Origin of the sequence: Micromonospora sp. DT81.3, assembly GCF_049847225.1 — a bacterium.
Taxonomy (GTDB): Bacteria; Actinomycetota; Actinomycetes; order Actinomycetales; family Microbacteriaceae; genus Microbacterium.
In genome coordinates this window covers 444,010-461,329 of sequence record NZ_JBNCNY010000003.1, presented here as the reverse complement: position 1 = coordinate 461,329, position 17,320 = coordinate 444,010, and the positions used below count along the sequence as shown (strand labels likewise).

Here is a 17,320-nt window from a genome sequence, read left to right as displayed (position 1 = left end):
CGCGGGCAGGGCAGGCGGGGTCACGGGGGACCGCCTCCGATACGATGAACCGGGCCGTCCGGAGGCGGCCGATCGCGCGCCTGGCCGCGCAGCAACAGGGATCGAGGGCTGATGGCGGTGACCCTGCTCGGCGCGTCGGAGATCCGACGCCTCGCGGCGCTCCTCGATGTCACCCCGACCAAGAAGCTCGGGCAGAACTTCGTCGTCGACGCGAACACCGTGCGGCGCATCGTCCAGGTCGCGGGCGTTCTCCCCGGCGAGAGCGTCGTCGAGGTGGGACCGGGACTGGGCTCGCTGACCCTCGCGATCCTCGAGACCGGGGCATCCGTCACCGCCGTCGAGATCGACCACCGCCTCGCCGAGCGCCTGCCCCGCACCGCTGCGGCGCACGGCGTAGCACCGGACGCGCTGAGGGTGCTGGATGCCGACGCCCTGCGCGTGACCGAGCTGCCGGGCGAGCCGACGGTGCTGGTGGCGAACCTTCCCTACAACGTCTCGGTGCCGGTGCTCCTGCACTTCCTCGAGCACTTCCCGTCGCTGCAGCGCGGAGTCGTCATGGTGCAGGCGGAGGTGGGGGAGCGGCTGGCCGCTTCGCCCGGGTCCAAGACGTACGGGGCGCCCAGCATAAAGGCAGCCTGGTACGGCCAGTGGCGGTTGGCCGGCAACGTCTCGCGTCAGGTCTTCTGGCCCGTGCCGAACGTCGACAGCGTGCTCGTCGCGTTCGAGCGGGCCGCCGCTCCGCTCGGATCCGAGAAGGAGCGGAGGCGCACGTTCGCGATCGTGGATGCCGCGTTCCAGCAGCGTCGCAAGATGCTGAGGCAGGCGCTGGCGGGTGTGCTGGGCGGCAGCGCCGCCGAGGCATCCGCGGTTCTCGAGGCGGCGGGGATCGCACCGACGGCGCGCGGGGAGGAGCTCGGCGCGCGGGAGTTCCTCGCCATCGCGCAGGAACTGCCGGATGCTGCCGGGCCCGCCGTTCCCGGCCTCTGACGGCGTCGATCAGCGAATTCGCGGCCTGTTCACCCCGTGTTCCCGAAACATGCCGGTAACATTTCGGCGTGACCTTGCGCCAGGCAGAGCACCCGCGACCCGACCGCGTGCTGCTGCACATCAGCGACACGCACCTGCGAGACGCCGGTGGACGACTGTACGACCGCGTCGATTCGGAGGCCTATCTTCGTCGCACGATCGCGGGCATCGACGCGTCCGGGGTGCGGCCGCACGCCCTCGTCTTCACCGGTGACCTTGCCGATCTCGGAGAGGCGGCCGCTTACGACGCCCTGCGCGCACTCGTCGAGCCCCTCGCCGAACGCCTGGGGGCTCGTCTGTTCTGGGTGATGGGAAACCACGACGACCGCGCCGCTTTCCGCCGTGCGCTGCTGAACGAGCCGGCGATCGACGAGGCCTACGCCCCCATCGACCGCATCGACGAGATGGATGGTCTCCGCATCATCACCCTCGACACGAGCGTGCCCGGGTCCCACCACGGCGAACTGAGCGATGCACAGCTCGCCTGGCTCGGGCAACAGCTCGCGGTGCCGGCCCCCTACGGCACCATCCTGGCGATGCACCACCCGCCGGTGCCGTGCGTGCTCGACCTGGCCGCCACCGTCGAGCTGCGCGACCAGTCACGCCTCGCCGCCGTGCTTCGGGGCACCGACGTGCGCACGATCCTCGCCGGGCACCTGCACTACTCGACGTTCGCCACCTTCGCGGGGATCCCCGTCTCGGTCGCGTCGGCCACGTGCTACACACAGGACCTGACCGTGCCGCAGGGCGGCACGCGAGGGCGCGACGGCGCGCAGGCCTACAACCTGGTGCACGTCTACGACGACACGATCGTCCACTCCGTCGTGCCGGTGGACGTAGCGGGCGAGCTCGACTTCGTGGATGCCGCGGAGACGCGGCGCCGCCTCGACCAGGCCGGCATCAGCATCCTGCCCTCGCTCAGCTCCGCGCTGCGGAGCGACCCGCCGACGGCGCCCATCCCGGTGCTGCACTGAGGCGACCGGGCGCCGTATCGGCCACGACGCCGGTGAGCTCGGCTGCTTCGAGCTCCCACGGAGCGCGGATCGGGTAGTACCGCTCGAGCGTCGCCCGGAGCACGGGCACCCGCACCTCTTCGGGGATCTCCGGCGTGCTGCCGTCGTTGAGGCAGAACATGTCGACGTTCCGGCGCTCGAGCAGCTTCTCCATCTGTCCGAGCGACTCGCGCAGCGTGGTCTGGATGTACTGCACCCGGGGCTGTGTCGTCGGCAGCGCGCGGCCGGTCAGGAGGGCGTAGTAGTGGTAGAGGCTGTTGGTCACCGAGATGTCGGTCGCAGAGCGGAAGCGCGACGCGGCGGTGCGGACGTAGTCATCCGCGAACTCCCGTTCGAGCTCGGCGGCGACGCTCCGGCGCATCGGCGCCGCGCAGTGCTGCAGGTCGCGCGTGATGATGCGACCGAACCGTTGCCGTAGCAGGTTCCTGTTCACGCGGAGACCGTTGTCGTGGCCGCTGCGGTGCAGCCGCGCCGGGCCGACGCCGATGCGGACGGGCGCCTCGACGAAGGTGCTGAGCCCGCCGGAGGTGAAGAAGAGCTCGGGAGTCACCGGCCGGCCGAAGAACATGTCGTCGTTGGAGTAGAGGAAGTGCTCCGCGAGCCCGTCGATGCGGTGCAGCTGGCTCTCCACGGCGTGCGAGTTGTGCGTGGGAAGCACGGTGGGGTCGGCGAAGAACTCCTCGCTGCGCACGACCGTCACCTTCGGATGATCCGCCAGCCACGCCGGCCGCTCCGAGTCCGTGGCGATGAAGATGCGCCGCACCCAGGGCGCGTACATGTGCACGCTGCGCAGGGCGTAGCGGAGCTCATCGACATGGCGATAACGCGTGTCCCCGTCATCCCCCTCGCCGACGACGTACTCCTGCATCTGAAGCGCGCGCTGGCGCTGGAACTCACTGGAGGAGCCGTCGACCCACGAGAACACCATGTCGATGTCGTCGGTCACCTCGCGCGGGTGGCGGTCGAACATGCCCTCCAGGGCGCGCCAGGTGCGCCCGTACCGCTCGACCGTCGTGAATGCGAGATCCTGGGTCGCGATGATCCGCCGGGTCAGGGCATTGGCGCGCGGTGCCTCGACCGTCTTGCCGCCGAACCGCCAGAATTCGAGCCGAACGCCGAACTCGGCGCCGTAGCGCAGGGATCCGTTGCGGCTCACCCGGGGCCGGAAGAGCGTCACCGCCGAGACCACGGGGTCGGGGGCGGCCATCTCGAAGAGCGGCTCGGGCCCGGTCTGGCGCACCTTCGCGTAGAACGGCTCGGTCGCCGCGGATGCCGCGAGCGCGTCGATCGCGAGCGCCCGGAGCGCCCCGTCCACCACGATCACGGGACGCAGCCGCTCATCGCGGACGAGCGTCAGGGCGACCCCGGCGCGCTCGAGCACATCCGCCACGAATTCCAGATCCGCCTGCATCGCGTTCTCGGGGGTGACATCGTCGTGCACGAGGCGCAGGAAGCCGTCCTCGAGGATGACGTCGTCCCGTGACATCAGGGCGGCCCAGGGGTGCGTCGTGGCCGGCAGTGCCGAGAGCTCTGTCAATGCGACCTCTTTCCGTGCGCGCGTGTTCGTCACCGTCATCGCGTCTTCGATGAGGTCGAGCCCCGGGCGGGCGAGTGCCCGAGGAGAAGCGAGCAATACTCGACTCTACGCCGCGACCGTTTCCGGCACGTTTCCGCGCACGGGCAATAGGCTCGAAGAGTGACCGACGCCCCGCGCTTCCGCCCCGATGTCTCCGAACTCCACCGCCCTTACACCGCCGCTGCCGATCGCTACGCGTCGACCGCATACCGACAGGTAGGCTCCTCGGGGCTCTACCTTCCGCCCATCTCCCTCGGGCTGTGGTGGAACTTCGGCGACAACATCCCGTTCGACCGCCAGCGCTCCGTGCTCAGGCACGCGTTCGATGTGGGCATCACCCACTTCGACCTCGCGAACAACTACGGACCCCCGTACGGGTCTGCCGAGACGAACTTCGGCCGCATGATGCGCGAGGACTTCGCCCCGTACCGCGACGAGCTGATCCTCTCGTCGAAGGCCGGATACGACATGTGGCCGGGACCGTACGGCGACCTCGGATCGCGCAAGTACATCCTCGCGAGCGCGGAGCAGTCGCTGAAGCGCATGAGCGTCGACTACGTCGACATCTTCTACTCGCACCGCGTCGACCCGGTCACGCCCATCGAGGAGACCGTCGGCGCCCTCGACACCCTGGTGCGGCAAGGCAAGGCCCTGTACGTGGGCATCTCCTCGTACAGCGCGGAGCGGACGGCTGTCGCTGCGGCGGTGGCCCGATCGCTCGGCACGCCCCTCGTCATTCATCAGCCGTCGTACTCGATCCTGAACCGCTGGGTGGAGGACGGGCTGACGGGGGTGCTGAAGCAGGAGGGCATGGGCGCGATCGCGTTCACCCCGCTCGCACAGGGCCTCTTGACCGGGAAGTACCTCGATGACGGCACCGCGGAGCGGGCGCAGAAGCGCGGGTCGATCGGAGGCGAGCGGCTCTCCGCGGGCGCGCTGTCGGCGCTGCGCGGACTCAACGTGATCGCACAGGAGCGTGGGCAGACCCTCGCGCAGATGGCGATCCAGTGGGTGCTGCGCGACCCGGTGGTCACGTCCGCCCTGATCGGCGCCTCTCGACCGGAGCAGCTCGACGAGAACGTCGCCGCCCTCAACGGACCGGCCTTCGACATGGCCGAGATCGAGCAGATCGACGCCCTCTCGGAGTCCATCGACGTCGACCTGTGGGCCGAGTCGGCGAACGCCTGAACCGGGGTCCGACGTGACGCTCAGAGCGGCCATGGAGGGTGTGCACGTGCGCGCGCCGGGGAAGATCAACGTCTTCCTCGAGGTGGGCGACGTGCAGGACGACGGCTACCACGAGGTCGCCACGGCCTATCAGGCGGTGTCGGTCTTCGAGGACGTCTTCGCGACCGAGGCCGAGGACTTCACGATCTCGGTGACGGGATCGGTGGATGTCTCGGGCGTTCCGCTGGATGACCGCAACCTGGCGCTCCGCGCCGCCCGGCTGCTGGCGAAGGAGTCCGGCCACACGGGCGGTGTGCACCTCGACGTGCGCAAGGGCGTGCCCGTGGCGGGCGGCATGGGGGGCGGGTCGGCGGATGCTGCGGCCGCGCTGGTCGCGTGCGACGCCCTGTGGGGGATCGAGGCATCGACGAGCCAGCTGCTGCAGCTCGCGGCGCAGCTGGGGGCCGACGTGCCCTTCTCGCTGATGGGCGGCACCGCCGTGGGGACGGGCCGGGGCGACCAGTTGAGCGCGGCGCTCGCGCGGGGTCGCTTCGACTGGGTGCTCGTCACGAGCGACGAGGGGATGTCGACGCCCGAGGTGTACGCCGGCCTCGACGCGCACCGAGCGAGAGTGGCCACCGACATCATGCCCGCTTCCCGCGCCCCGGTCGTCGCCTCGACGGTGCTGCAGGCGCTGCGCGCCGGCGACCCCGTGCTGCTCGCGGAGAGCCTGCGCAACGACCTTCAGGTGGCGACGCTGCAGCTGCGGCCGGCCCTCACCGACGTGCTCCTTCTCGGCGAGACCTCCGGCGCCCTGGCCGGACTCGTCTCAGGGTCGGGGCCCACGCTCGCGTTCCTCGCCGCGGACGAGGACGACGCGCTCGATCTTCGCATCACGCTGAGCGCCGCAGGATTCCATGCCCTCAATGTGCACGGTCCGGTGCCCGGCGCGCGCGTCGTGAACTGAGGACCCGGTCCGGCCTTCGGGCCGAGTGCTCGGGCGCAGGTCCGGGCGGCCTGATCGGTCCTGGTCACGGTCGCCGAGCCTGTCGAGGCGTCGACCCTTCGACAGGCTCAGGGACCGGACGCGCACAGAACCCTCCGAGTCGCCGAGCCTGTCGAGGCGTCGACCCGAGCCCCGCGGTCCGCCGGACGCCCCGCGGGCGGGCACTCGGGCGCAGTTCCGGTTGGGCAAGGCCCGCCGGACCCCCCGCGGGCGGGCACTCGGGCGTAGTTTCGGGCCGCGGCGGTCTGCCGGACACCCACCGGGCGGGCACTCGGGCGCAGTTTCGGGCCGCGGCGGTCTGCCGGACGCCCACACACCCGTGAGCGGTGCCGGTTCTGCGCCCGGGTGCTCGGGAGTCGGCGGGGCACCGCGCGCGCGGTCGGCGCGCCCCGACGGCGGCTCGGCCCGATGGCCGTTTGTTACGCCGCGCGGTGCGGACGGGCGCCGTCTTCGCCCATCCCGGCCCGGTGTCCCCGGGGTCTTATACGCTCGAAGGCCAGGGCGCAGCCGCGGCTGCACGAGGAGGACTCATGAAGGCAGTACTCGGTGACACCGTGATCGCGGAGGCGGATGATGCGGATCTCATCCTCATCGAAGGCAACAAGTACTTCCCGCCCTCGAGCGTGAAGGAGGGCGTGCTGGTCGAGAGCCCCACCCCCTACACCTGCCCATGGAAGGGCGAGTGCCAGTACTACACGGTTCAGGTCGGCGGTCAGCAGCTGGCAGACCGGGCGTGGGCCTACCCGACGCCTTATCCGACCGCCATCGAACGGGTCGGCAAAGATTTCTCGGGGTACGTGGCGTTCTGGAAAGAAGTCGAGGTCGTCGCATAGTCGGCGACGGAGGCCAGGAGGGGACAGGTCGATGATCGAGTTCCGATCCGTCACGAAGGAGTTCCCCGACGGCACGCGCGCCGTCGAGGACTTCAGCCTCGTGCTGCCCTCGCGAAAGACGACGGTCTTCGTCGGCTCTTCCGGATGCGGCAAGACCACGCTGCTGCGCATGGTCAACCGGATGGTCGATCCGACCGGCGGAACCATCGAGATCGACGGAGAGGACGTGCTGGGACGCGACCCCGTCGCGCTGCGGCGCAGCATCGGCTACGTGATGCAGAACTCCGGTCTCATGCCCCACTTCACCGTGATCGACAACATTGCGACGGTCCCCGTGCTGAGCGGCGTTCCGAAGAAGAAGGCCCGCGAGCGGGCGATGGTGCTGCTCGACACCGTCGGCCTCGACCGGGCTTTCGCGACGCGGTATCCGAGCCAGCTCTCGGGCGGGCAGCAGCAGCGTGTGGGTGTGGCCCGTGGTCTCGCCGCCGACCCGAACATCCTGTTGATGGATGAGCCCTTCGGCGCCGTCGACCCCATCGTGCGCGCCGATCTGCAGCAGGAGCTCATCCGCCTGCAGCGCGAACTGGACAAGACGGTCGTCTTCGTGACCCACGACATCGACGAGGCGTTCCTCCTCGGCGACCAGGTCGTCATCCTGCAGAAGGGCGCGCGCATCGCGCAGGTCGGGTCCCCGAGCGAGATCATCGAGAATCCCGCCGACGACTTCGTGGCCAGCTTCATCGGCACCGACCGCGGCACGCGGGCGCTGACACTGAAGACGACGCAGCGCGGCACGGTGGTGGTCGACAGCGAGGGGCGCACGCAGGGAGCCATCGTGGGGGGCAGCCCGTGAACTGGATCCTCGACAATCTCCCTCTCATCGGCGCGCTGAGCGTCGAGCACCTCCGGCAGAGCATCCCGCCGATCGTGCTCGGCTTCGTGCTGTCCGTGCCGCTCGGATGGCTGGCCTTCCGCTACCGACGGGTGCGGGGATTCGTGCTCACGTCGACCGGTCTGCTCTACACCATCCCCTCCATCGCGCTGCTGGGGCTCCTTCCCGGAATCCTCGGCATCAGCGCCCTCAGTGAGTTGAACCTCACGATCGCGCTCACGATCTATGCCATCGCGATCATGGTCCGCTCCGTCACCGACGGTCTGGCGTCGGTCGACCCCGACATCCGGCAGGCCGCCACGGCGATGGGGATGGGGCCGGTCCGCCGGTTCTTCACCGTCGACTTCCCGCTCTCGGGTCCCGTGCTGCTCGCGGGACTGCGGGTCACGGCTGTCAGCACGATCGCACTCGCGACGGTCGGCATCTTCATCGGCGTGACCAACCTCGGCTATCTGTTCACGAACGGGTACCAGCGCCGGATCATCCCCGAGATCCTCGCCGGGGTCATCACGGTGATGCTGCTCGCGCTGATCGTCGATCTGATTCTGATGCTGGCCGGTCGTGCCCTCATGCCGTGGACCCGAAAGACGCGCACGCCGACACCGACGGCATCCACGGACGGCATCCCGACGGGTCGGCCTGTCGAGCCCGTCGCCGCGGGAGCCCGGACATGAACGTCTTCCTGCAGGCATTCGCCTGGATCTTCGCGCCCGAGCAGTGGACTGGCCCGTCCTCCATACCGATCGCCGTGCTCGTGCACCTCACGTACACGTTCGCGGCCATGCTCATCGCCGCGGTGATCGCCATCCCCGCCGGGTGGCTGATCGGCCACACGGGCCGCGGCCGGGAGATCGCCGTCGGCATCTCGGGCGCCGCGCGCGCCATTCCATCGTTCGGCCTGATCCTGCTACTCGTGCTGCTCTTCGGGGTGCTGAACAAGCCCGAAGCCGCCATGACCGCGTTCGTGCTGCTGGCGATCCCGTCCATTCTGGCGGGGGCGTACACCGGGTTCGAGGCGATCGACCGCCGCGTCCTCGACGCTGCGAAGGCGATGGGCATGACGCCGTGGCAGGTGCTGTGGCGCGTCGAGGTGCCGCTCGGCCTGCCGCTGCTGGTGGGCGGACTGCGCTCGGCGACGCTCCAGGTCGTGGCGACCGTCACGCTGGCCGCGTACGTGAATCTGGGCGGCCTCGGACAGTACATCTTCCAGGGTCTTAACCTCCGTCGGTATGACGAGATCCTCGGGGGCGCCATCCTCGTGGCCGCGCTCGCCCTCGTGCTCGACGGCATCTTCGCCGTGCTCCAGCGCGCGTCGGTCCCGGCCGGCATCCGCCTCGGGACATCCGATGCCCGTTCCGCTCCGAAGAGGAGTTCGGCCGTTCGCACTCCCGCCACCGCTTCCCCCTGACCCGAATCAATCCCCACAGGAAGAGATAGTCATGTTCACAGCAAAGAAGTCCAAGCTCGCGCTGGGTGCGGCGGCCCTCGCGGGCTTCGCCCTCGTGGCCTCCGGCTGCGCATCCGCTGACCCGCTCGCGACCGACACCAGCGCCCCGGAGGGTGGCGGCGACACGATCGTCGTCGGCTCGCAGGCGTACTACTCCAACGAGATCATCGCCGAGATCTACGCCCAGGCGCTCGAGAACGCCGACTTCGACGTCGAGCGCCGGTTCAACATCGGTCAGCGCGACGCCTACATCCCGTCGCTCGAGAGCGGTGAGGTCACCCTCTTCCCGGAGTACACGGGCAACCTGCTGCAGTGGTACGACGAAGACACCGAGGCTCGCACGTCCGAGGACGTCTACGCGGCTCTCGCAGATGCGCTGCCCGAGGGCCTGACCGTGCTCGACCAGGCGACGGCGAGCGACCAGGACTCGTACACGGTCACCGCCGCCTTCGCCGAGGCCAATGGCTTGACGACCATCGCCGACCTCGCCGATGTCGGTGAGCCGCTCACCCTCGGCGGACCGCCGGAGCTCGAGGAGCGTCCGTACGGACCCACCGGCCTCAAGGAGACCTACGGTGTGGATGTCGCGTTCTCGGCGACGGGTGACACGACGGTCGAGGACCTGCTCGCGGGGACGATCCAGGTGGCGAACGTCTACACCGCCGACCCGCGGATCCAGACCGATGACCTCGTGGTGCTCGAGGATCCCGAGGGCCTCATCCTGGCATCGAACGTCGTGCCGCTGGTCAACGCCGACGTCGCCGATGAGATCGCGGACATCATCAACGCGGTGAGTGCGGCCCTGACGCCCGAGGCACTGGTGTCCCTGAACGTGCAGAGCACGGTCGACCAGTTGTCGCCCGAGGAGATCGCCACGAAGTGGCTGAGCGAGAACGACCTCGGCTGATTTCACGAGAGCGTGAGAAGGGCGGTGGATGCGTCGGCATCCGCCGCCCTTTCCGCGTCGGCGTGCGTCGGCGGTCCGCGGGAGCTGCCAGACCGCGCCGAATCAGTCGAGCAGGGCGCCGACCTCGAGCCATCGCTCCTCGAGCGCCGCGACATCCGACTCGAGCGACTGCAGCTCGGCGTTCAGCCGTCCGACGCCCGGATAGTCCGACTGGTCGTGGGTGGCGAGATCGTCGTGCGCCGCGGTGATGCGCTTCGCCAGCTTGCTCAGCTGCCGCTCGATCGAGGACAGCTCCTTCTCCGCGTTGCGGCGGTCGGCGCCGGTGAGCCCGGATGCCGAGGCGGGCGCGGTCGAGGGCGCTGCGGGCGCCGACTCCTGAGCGGTGCGCGCGGCGGCACGGCGGCGCAGGTACTCGTCGACGCCGCCCGGCAGGTGCCGCAAGCGGCCGTTCTCGATGGCGTACTGCTGATCGGTGACGCGCTCGATGAGATAGCGGTCGTGCGACACGACGAGCAGGGTGCCGGGCCACGAGTCGAGCAGGTCTTCGAGCGCGGCGAGCATGTCGGTGTCGAGGTCGTTGGAGGGCTCGTCGAGGATCAGCACGTTCGGTTCGCCGAGCAGCACGAGAAGCAGCTGGAGGCGACGCTTCTGCCCGCCGGACAGGTCGCGCACCGGTGTCGAGAGCTCCGAGGAGCGGAAACCGAGGCGCTCGAGCAGCTGCGTCGGGGTGAGCTCCTTGCCGCCCGTGACGTACGACGTCTTCTGCAGGGAGAGCACGTCCCGCACCCGCTCGTTCGCGAACTGGTCGAGCTCGGTCAGGCGCTGGCTGAGTTGCGCGACCTGAACGGTCTTTCCGCGCTTGACCCGCCCGGACGTCGGTTCTATGGTTCCCGACACCAGTCCGAGCAGCGTCGACTTGCCGACCCCGTTGGGACCCAGGATGCCGGTGCGCTCGCCCGGCGCGATGCGCCACTCGACGTCCTTCAGCACGGTCACCGGGTTGCCGTCGCCCGCCGCCGCGTCCCCGCCCGCCGTGCCGCCCGCCGCCGCGGAGCCCGCGGCCCCTGCCCCGGCGGTCCCCGAGCCTGTCGAGGGGTAGGTGACCCCGGCATCCAGCAGGTCGACGACGTCCTTGCCGAGCCGCGCCGTGGCGAGCTTGGCCAGTTCCACGTTGTCGCGCGGCGGCGGCTCGTCCGCGATCAGCTGCGTGGCGGCGTCGATGCGGAACTTCGGCTTGGACGTGCGCGCCGGCGCGCCCCGTTGCAGCCAGGCCAGCTCCTTACGCAGGATGTTGCGACGCTTGCTCTCGGCGACAGCCGACTGGCGCTGGCGCTCCACGCGCTGCAGAACGTACGCCGCATAGCCGCCCTCGAAGGGGTCGACGGTGCCGTCGTGCACCTCCCACATGCGGGTGCAGACGGCATCGAGGAACCACCGGTCGTGCGTGACGAGGAGCAGCCCACCGGTACCGCGGGGCCACCGGGCGGCGAGGTGCTCCGCGAGCCAGGCGATGCCCTCCACGTCGAGGTGGTTCGTCGGTTCGTCCAGCGCCACGACATCCCACTCGCCGACGAGCAGACGCGCGAGGCCGACGCGCCGACGCTGCCCCCCGCTGAGGCCCGTCACGACCGTGTCGAGCGGCACATCGCGCAGCAGCCCGTCGAGGACGTCCCGCACGCGGGCATCGCCGAGCCACTCGTGCTCCGGCCGATCGCCCACGATAGCGTGCCGCACGGTCTCGTCCTCCGGCAGGTCGTCGTCCTGCGCGAGCATCCCGACGCGCACGCCGCCTCGCAGTGTCACGCGCCCCTCGTCGGGATCCATCCGGCCCGTCAGCACCTTCATGAGCGTCGATTTGCCGTCGCCGTTGCGGCCCACGATGCCGATGCGGTCGCCGCCGTCGATGCCGACCGTGACGTCGTCGAGGACGACTTTCGCGGGGAATTCGACGTGCAGATGCTCTCCGCCGAGGAGGTGGGCCATCCCTCCAGCTTATGGCGCGCGTCAGCAAGCCGGGGGTGTGGGGCGGAGCCCCGCAAAGGGGCGCGCGTCAGCAAGCCGGGGGTGTGGGGCGGAGCCCCGCAAAGGGGCGCGCGCCCGGATCCTCCTGCTCAGGCGTCGAAGCCGAGGCTGAGCTTGCGCAGCAGTCCGGCGAGACGCTCTCGATCCGAACGGGAGAGGGTTGCGAGCAGCACGGCCTCCGCGTCGACCAGGCGCGTGATGGCCGCATCGACGCGCAGGCGGCCGTCCGCCGTGAGGATGACGAGGATGCTGCGCCCGTCGTCCGGGTCGGCTTCCCGCCGCACGAGCCGGCGCGCGACCAGGCGATCGATGCGGTTCGTCATCGTGCCGCTCGAGACGAGCGTCTGCTGCAGCAGCTGCTTGGGGCTCAGCTGGAAAGGCTCGCCGGCGCGGCGAAGAGCCGACAGCACATCCCACTCCCACGGCTCGAGGTCGCTGCGGCGGAACGCCTCGCGGCGCGATCGATCGAGGTGGCGCGACAGCCGGTCCACCCGGGAGAGCACCTCCAGGGGCGAGAAGTCGAGGTCGGGGCGCTGCGCGCTCCACGCACCGACGATGCGGTCGACCTCGTCGGTCGGCCGAACGCGGTCGGCCTCGGCATCCGTCATGATCGGCACTCTATCGAAGCACCGGTCGGCTCCGGTCTCGGTCGCTCTCGCGCCGGATGAAAGACGTCGGCAGCGTGACCGCCGTTCCGGTGCCGCCGGCGATGACCTCCAGCGGCAGGAAAACGAACACGGAGCGGGAAGCGCACGCGTGGCCGTCTGGCAGACTTGTCAGGCGGCCGCGCCATGCCCGGAACGGCCCGTCATCCGCCGTGGTGTAATGGCAGCACGACAGCCTTTGGAGCTGTTAGGTCTAGGTTCGAATCCTGGCGGCGGAGCGTGACCGACATCGACATCGACGACCACCTCGCCATCGTGATCCTGGCCGCCGGCCAGGGGACCCGGATGAAATCCGCCCTGCCCAAGGTGCTGCACCGCATCGGCGGCCGCCCACTCGTGGGTCACGTCATCCACACCGCCCAGTCGCTCGGCGCCGGGCACATCCGCGTGGTGGTGCGGCACGAACGCGACGCCGTCGTCGAGGCGATCCACTCCGACGCCCCGCACGTGGACGTCGTCGACCAGGACGACATCCCCGGCACCGGCCGAGCCGTGCAGGTCGCCCTCGCGCAGCTGCCCGAGGGGTACGACGGAGACGTGCTGGTGCTCAGCGGCGACGTTCCGCTGCTCTCGGCGGAGACCCTCTCCCAGCTGGTGGCGGCGCACCGCGCCACCGGCGCCGCGGCGACGCTCCTGAGCGCGCTCCTCGATGACCCGACGGGCTACGGGCGCGTCATCCGCGGAGCCGACGGCGGCGTCGAGCGCATCGTCGAGCAGAAGGACGCATCGGACGACGAGGCATCCGTGCATGAGATCAACGCCGGCGTCTACGTCTTCCGGGCTCCGCAGCTGCGGGCGCACCTCGAGCTCGTCGGCACCGCCAACGCGCAGGGCGAGCGCTACCTGACCGACGTCATCGCGCTCCTGCGCGACTCGCGTCACGACGTGGCCGCGACGACCGCGCCGGATCCGCGCGTCGCGCTCGGGGTCAACGACCGCGTGCAGCTGGCCGAGGCGGCCGGCATCCTGAACGAGCGGATCGTGCGCCGGTGGCAGCTCGAGGGCGTCACGATCCTCGACCCCGCCAGCACGTGGATCGATGACACGGTGACGCTCGCCCGCGACGTGACCGTGCTGCCCAACACCCAGCTCCTGCGCGCGACCACGGTCGCCGAGGGCGCTACGATCGGCCCCGACACGACGCTGGTCGATTGCGAGGTGGGGGAGGGGGCGAGCGTCAAGCGCGCCGACGCCACCCTCGCCGTCATCGGCGCGGGCGCCACCGTCGGCCCGTTCGCGTACCTGCGACCCGGCACCTACCTCGGCGTGGACGGCAAGATCGGCACGTTCGTGGAGACCAAGAACACCACGATCGGCGTCGGCAGCAAGGTGCCGCATCTCTCCTACGTCGGCGACACAACGATCGGCGAGGGCGTCAACCTCGGCGCCGGCGCGATCACCGCCAACTACGACGACATCGCCAAGCACCGCACGGAGATCGGCGACCAGGTGCACTCCGGGTCGCACAACGTCTTCGTCGCTCCCGTTAGGGTAGGAGCCGGGGCCAAGACCGGCGCCGGCGCCGTCATCCGCAAGGATGTGCCGCCAGGGGCGCTCGCGCTCTCGGTCGCCCCCCAGCGCAACATCGAGGGCTGGGTCGCGAAGAACCGACCGGGCACGGCTGCGGCCGAGGCCGCAGAGAAGGCGAGCAATGGCGAAGAAGGCGAAGCGCGGTAAGGCGGACAAGGGCGAGCCCCACACCATCGTCGCCCGGACGAAGAAGAAGCTCGTCATCGTCGCGGGGCGCTCGCACCCCGAGCTGGCGGCCAGTGTCGCGAAGGCGCTCGACACCGAGGTGCTGCCCACCGAGCACCGCACCTTCGCCAGCGGCGAGATCTACACCCGCTTCAGCGAAAGCGTCCGCGGCTGCGACGTCTTCGTCTTCCAGACCTTCAACGGACCGCTGAACGAGTGGATCATGGAGCTGCTGATCATGCTCGATGCCCTCAAGCGCGCCTCGGCGAAGCGCGTCACCGTCGTCGCTCCGTACTACCCGTACTCCCGCCAGGACAAGAAGGGCCGGGGCCGCGAGCCGATCAGCGCCCGCCTCATCGCGGACCTCATGAAGACCGCCGGTGCGGACCGGGTCATGAGCGTCGACCTGCACGCCGCCCAGATCCAGGGCTTCTTCGACGGCCCTGTCGACCACCTCTTCGCCCAGCCGGTGCTGCTGGAGTACTTCGAGCGCAAGATCATCGAGGACCGGGAGCTGCTCACGGTGGTCTCTCCGGACATGGGCCGCGTGCGCGTAGCGGACAACTGGTCCGACAAGCTCGGCGCCCCGCTGGCGATCATCCACAAGCGACGCGATCCGAAGGTCGCGAATCAGGTCACGGTGCACGAGATCGTCGGCCAGGTCGACGGGCGTGTCTGCCTGCTCGTCGATGACATGATCGACACCGGGGGCACGATCGTGAAGGCGGCCGAGGCCCTCAAGCGCAGCGGCGCCAAGCGCGTCATCGTCGCCGCCACCCATCCGATCTTCAGCGACCCCGCGCCCACGATCCTCGACAACGCCGCGATCGACGAGGTCGTCGTCACCGACACGCTTCCGGTGCCCGAGCACCGCCGCTTCCCGGGGCTCACGGTGCTGCCCATCGCCCCTCTCCTCGCCCGCGCGATCTACGAGGTCTTCGAGGACGGTTCCGTCACGAGCATGTTCGACGGCGCGGCCTGACCCCCGTCCTCGCCGTCGAGGTGCTGAAGGCCCTTCGTCGACGGGGCGAGCTCAAAGCAGGTTCATAGGCGAAACAGGGCTCGGAGCCTCGGTGGCCTCAGTAGCGTGGGAGTTACGCCGCCGCGAATCCGCAGTCGCGTGAGGCACGACGAAGGAGGACCCCATGATCCGCGCCGCCGCCCCCCGCTCGCCCCGCAGCACAGCCGTCCGCTCCGGCGCCGCCCTGGCCGGTGTCGCGGGCATACTCATCCTCGCCGGCTGCGGCGCCTCGACGCCCGAGACCGGCGGTTCGGGATCCGGCGCAGACACGGCCGATGGAGCCACTGCGGGCGGCTCGTACACCGACGGCACCTACACCGCCGACGGTTCGTACCAGACCCCCGAGTCGATCGAGACGATCGAGGTGACGGTGACGCTCGACGGAGGCGTGATCGAAGACGTCGAGGTGGTCGGCAATCCGACCAAGCCGGAATCCGAGGAGTACCAGGGTCGCTTCATCGGCGGCATCGCGGATGAGGTCGTCGGCCGAAGCATCGACGAGATCGAGGTCAGCCGCGTGGCCGGATCGTCGCTGACCAGCGGCGGGTTCAACGAGGCGATCGAGCAGATCAAGACCGACGCCGCTTCCTGACGTCCCGCCCATCGTGAATCAGCCGACCGCGTCGCACTCGTGGCGCTTCGAGGCCATCGGCACGCCGTGGGAGATACAGACGGCGGCGCCGCTGGATCGTGCGGCGCGCGCGGCGGTGACCGGGCTCATCGACCGTTTCGATCGGGAGTGGTCGCGGTTCCGCACCGATTCGCTCGTGGCGCTCCTCGCGCAGGGCGAGCGGAGTGTGCCCGTGCCCCCGGATGCCGGCGACATGCTTTCGACGTACGCCGCCCTCTCGCACGCCACCTCCGGGGCCGTGAATCCGCTCGTCGGGGAGTCGCTCGCGCACCTGGGCTACGGACGCGGCTATCGGCTGGCGGCCGAGGCTCCGGTGCCCGCACCGACACGGTGGCAGGACGTCGTGTTCTGGGACGCCGACCGCCTCTGGATGCGGGAGCCGTCCACGCTCGATGTGGGTGCCCTGGGCAAGGGGCGACTCGTGGACCGCGTGCTGTCGGTGGTGCAGGCCCGCGCGAGCGGGGACATCGTCGTCGACGCGAGCGGCGACCTCGCGGTGCGCGGTGCTCCGGTGCGCATCGGGCTCGAGCATCCGTACGACGCGGCCCGCGCGATCGGGGTGGCGACGATCCAGGATGCTGCGCTGTGCGCGTCGGCGACGAACCGGCGGGCGTGGGGCGACGGACTCCACCACGTGCTCGATGCGCGGACGGGCACGCCGATCCAGACCGTCGCCGCGACGTGGGCGATCGGGCCCGATGCGATGCGCGCCGACGGGATCGCCACCGCCCTCTTCTTCGACGGCGGCCCCGAGCTCGCCTTCCGATGGGGGATCCAGTGGGTGCGGATGCTGACCGACGGCCGGGTCGAGTACTCCCCGGGCAGCGCAGTGGAGCTCTTCTCGCGCGCTAGCGTGGACTCATGAGCGACTCCTCGTCTGCCGGCCGGGTGGTGGCCGTCGCGCGCGATGACACCCACCGCTTCAGCAAGCCGACCCGAGACGCCATCACGCTTGTGGCGGGGTTCGGGGTAGAGGGCGACGCCCACGCCGGCGCGACGGTGCGGCATCGGTCGCGGGTGCGCCGCGACGCCGAGCAGCCGAACCTGCGCCAGGTGCACCTGATGCACGCCGAGCTCTTCGACGACATGGCCGAGCGCGGCCATTTCATCGATCCCGGTCAGCTCGGTGAGAACGTGACGACCGAGGGAGTCGACCTCCTCGCCCTGCCGCGCGGCAGCCGCCTGCACCTCGGGGAGGACGCCGTCATCGAGGTCACGGGGCTGCGCAATCCCTGCACCCAGATCAACGGGCTCTCACCCGGGCTGATGAAGGAGCTGATCTCCGTCGACGAGGCGGGCGAGGTGGTGCGACTGGCCGGGATCATGGCGGTGGTCCTGCACGGTGGTGTCGTGCGGCCGGGCGACGGCATCCGCGTCTCGCTCCCCGTGGGCGAGTACGTGCCGCTCGGGCCGGTGTGA

The 17,320-nt window shown here is 70.2% G+C and carries 17 protein-coding genes and 1 tRNA gene; 15 read left to right on the top strand and 3 right to left on the bottom strand.

Annotated features, from left to right (window positions below; translation table 11 throughout):
* The first annotated feature begins 111 nt into the window (after nt 1-111).
* Both rsmA and ACPW96_RS09965 read left to right on the top strand, forming a co-directional pair.
* Nucleotides 112-987 (top strand): 16S rRNA (adenine(1518)-N(6)/adenine(1519)-N(6))-dimethyltransferase RsmA, encoded by an 876-nt coding sequence (gene rsmA / locus ACPW96_RS09970; protein WP_425882904.1) that lies wholly within the window; start codon nt 112-114, stop codon nt 985-987.
* A gap of 68 nt (nt 988-1,055) precedes the next feature.
* Complete coding sequence (locus tag ACPW96_RS09965) at nt 1,056-2,000, top strand: phosphodiesterase (protein ID WP_425882903.1); 945 nt, start codon at nt 1,056-1,058, stop codon at nt 1,998-2,000.
* Here the strand turns inward: ACPW96_RS09965 and ACPW96_RS09960 are convergent.
* On the bottom strand, nt 1,945-3,672 hold the full coding sequence (locus ACPW96_RS09960; protein ID WP_425882902.1) for a stealth conserved region 3 domain-containing protein: 1,728 nt from the start codon (nt 3,670-3,672) through the stop codon (nt 1,945-1,947). The two genes, ACPW96_RS09965 and ACPW96_RS09960, sit on opposite strands and share 56 nt — an antisense overlap.
* A gap of 63 nt (nt 3,673-3,735) precedes the next feature.
* On the opposite strand from ACPW96_RS09960, the gene mgrA reads away from it, so the two are divergent.
* From mgrA to ACPW96_RS09925, 7 genes are all read left to right on the top strand, one after another.
* Nucleotides 3,736-4,803, top strand: coding sequence for an L-glyceraldehyde 3-phosphate reductase (gene mgrA / locus ACPW96_RS09955; RefSeq protein ID WP_425882901.1), 1,068 nt, complete (start codon nt 3,736-3,738; stop codon nt 4,801-4,803).
* Between the two features lie 13 nt (nt 4,804-4,816).
* Nucleotides 4,817-5,749 carry a 4-(cytidine 5'-diphospho)-2-C-methyl-D-erythritol kinase gene (locus ACPW96_RS09950; RefSeq protein WP_425882900.1) on the top strand — a complete coding sequence of 311 codons (933 nt, stop codon included), beginning with the start codon at nt 4,817-4,819 and terminating at the stop codon, nt 5,747-5,749.
* 569 nt (nt 5,750-6,318) lie between these two features.
* Nucleotides 6,319-6,621 carry a DUF427 domain-containing protein gene (locus tag ACPW96_RS09945; RefSeq protein ID WP_425820068.1) on the top strand — a complete coding sequence of 101 codons (303 nt, stop codon included), beginning with the start codon at nt 6,319-6,321 and terminating at the stop codon, nt 6,619-6,621.
* Nucleotides 6,622-6,652: 31 nt separating this feature from the next.
* Nucleotides 6,653-7,474 (top strand): ABC transporter ATP-binding protein, encoded by an 822-nt coding sequence (locus tag ACPW96_RS09940; protein ID WP_425820069.1) that lies wholly within the window; start codon nt 6,653-6,655, stop codon nt 7,472-7,474.
* Nucleotides 7,471-8,187, top strand: a complete 717-nt coding sequence (locus ACPW96_RS09935) for an ABC transporter permease (protein ID WP_425820070.1) — start codon at nt 7,471-7,473, stop codon at nt 8,185-8,187. The genes ACPW96_RS09940 and ACPW96_RS09935 overlap by 4 nt, the downstream gene beginning before the upstream one ends.
* Complete coding sequence (locus ACPW96_RS09930; protein ID WP_425882899.1) at nt 8,184-8,921, top strand: ABC transporter permease; 738 nt, start codon at nt 8,184-8,186, stop codon at nt 8,919-8,921. The genes ACPW96_RS09935 and ACPW96_RS09930 overlap by 4 nt, the downstream gene beginning before the upstream one ends.
* A 31-nt stretch (nt 8,922-8,952) precedes the next feature.
* On the top strand, nt 8,953-9,867 hold the full coding sequence (locus ACPW96_RS09925) for an ABC transporter substrate-binding protein (RefSeq protein WP_425820072.1): 915 nt from the start codon (nt 8,953-8,955) through the stop codon (nt 9,865-9,867).
* Between the two features lie 102 nt (nt 9,868-9,969).
* Here ACPW96_RS09925 and ACPW96_RS09920 read toward each other — a convergent pair whose 3' ends face one another.
* Complete coding sequence (locus ACPW96_RS09920; protein WP_425882898.1) at nt 9,970-11,850, bottom strand: ABC-F family ATP-binding cassette domain-containing protein; 1,881 nt, start codon at nt 11,848-11,850, stop codon at nt 9,970-9,972.
* Between the two features lie 128 nt (nt 11,851-11,978).
* A complete protein-coding gene (locus ACPW96_RS09915) occupies nt 11,979-12,497 on the bottom strand; it encodes a MarR family winged helix-turn-helix transcriptional regulator (RefSeq protein WP_425820074.1) in 519 nt (172 codons plus the stop codon).
* 203 nt (nt 12,498-12,700) lie between these two features.
* Between ACPW96_RS09915 and ACPW96_RS09910 the strand changes: the two genes are divergently transcribed.
* The 6 genes from ACPW96_RS09910 to ACPW96_RS09885 all read left to right on the top strand — a co-directional run bounded on the left by ACPW96_RS09910 (nt 12,701) and on the right by ACPW96_RS09885 (nt 17,320).
* A tRNA-Gln gene (locus ACPW96_RS09910) sits at nt 12,701-12,772 on the top strand.
* Between the two features lies 1 nt (nt 12,773).
* Nucleotides 12,774-14,231, top strand: coding sequence for a bifunctional UDP-N-acetylglucosamine diphosphorylase/glucosamine-1-phosphate N-acetyltransferase GlmU (gene glmU / locus ACPW96_RS09905; protein ID WP_425882897.1), 1,458 nt, complete (start codon nt 12,774-12,776; stop codon nt 14,229-14,231).
* On the top strand, nt 14,206-15,231 hold the full coding sequence (locus ACPW96_RS09900; RefSeq protein ID WP_425820075.1) for a ribose-phosphate diphosphokinase: 1,026 nt from the start codon (nt 14,206-14,208) through the stop codon (nt 15,229-15,231). Before glmU ends, ACPW96_RS09900 begins: the two co-directional genes overlap by 26 nt.
* 163 nt (nt 15,232-15,394) lie before the next feature.
* Nucleotides 15,395-15,862, top strand: a complete 468-nt coding sequence (locus tag ACPW96_RS09895; protein ID WP_425882896.1) for an FMN-binding protein — start codon at nt 15,395-15,397, stop codon at nt 15,860-15,862.
* A 13-nt stretch (nt 15,863-15,875) separates the two neighbouring features.
* The gene (locus tag ACPW96_RS09890; protein ID WP_425882895.1) at nt 15,876-16,766 is read left to right on the top strand and encodes an FAD:protein FMN transferase; all 891 of its coding nucleotides are present in this window, start codon (nt 15,876-15,878) and stop codon (nt 16,764-16,766) included.
* The gene (locus ACPW96_RS09885; RefSeq protein ID WP_425820078.1) at nt 16,763-17,320 is read left to right on the top strand and encodes an MOSC domain-containing protein; all 558 of its coding nucleotides are present in this window, start codon (nt 16,763-16,765) and stop codon (nt 17,318-17,320) included. Before ACPW96_RS09890 ends, ACPW96_RS09885 begins: the two co-directional genes overlap by 4 nt.

Coding starts and splice junctions, on each gene's coding strand:
- rsmA (WP_425882904.1), top strand. CDS start 112: ATGGCGGTGACCCTGCTCGGCGCGTCGGAGATCCGACGCCTCGCGGCG.
- ACPW96_RS09885 (WP_425820078.1), top strand. CDS start 16,763: ATGAGCGACTCCTCGTCTGCCGGCCGGGTGGTGGCCGTCGCGCGCGAT.
- ACPW96_RS09900 (WP_425820075.1), top strand. CDS start 14,206: ATGGCGAAGAAGGCGAAGCGCGGTAAGGCGGACAAGGGCGAGCCCCAC.
- ACPW96_RS09940 (WP_425820069.1), top strand. CDS start 6,653: ATGATCGAGTTCCGATCCGTCACGAAGGAGTTCCCCGACGGCACGCGC.
- ACPW96_RS09925 (WP_425820072.1), top strand. CDS start 8,953: ATGTTCACAGCAAAGAAGTCCAAGCTCGCGCTGGGTGCGGCGGCCCTC.
- ACPW96_RS09915 (WP_425820074.1), bottom strand. CDS start 12,497: ATGACGGATGCCGAGGCCGACCGCGTTCGGCCGACCGACGAGGTCGAC.
- ACPW96_RS09945 (WP_425820068.1), top strand. CDS start 6,319: ATGAAGGCAGTACTCGGTGACACCGTGATCGCGGAGGCGGATGATGCG.
- ACPW96_RS09920 (WP_425882898.1), bottom strand. CDS start 11,850: ATGGCCCACCTCCTCGGCGGAGAGCATCTGCACGTCGAATTCCCCGCG.
- ACPW96_RS09930 (WP_425882899.1), top strand. CDS start 8,184: ATGAACGTCTTCCTGCAGGCATTCGCCTGGATCTTCGCGCCCGAGCAG.
- ACPW96_RS09895 (WP_425882896.1), top strand. CDS start 15,395: ATGATCCGCGCCGCCGCCCCCCGCTCGCCCCGCAGCACAGCCGTCCGC.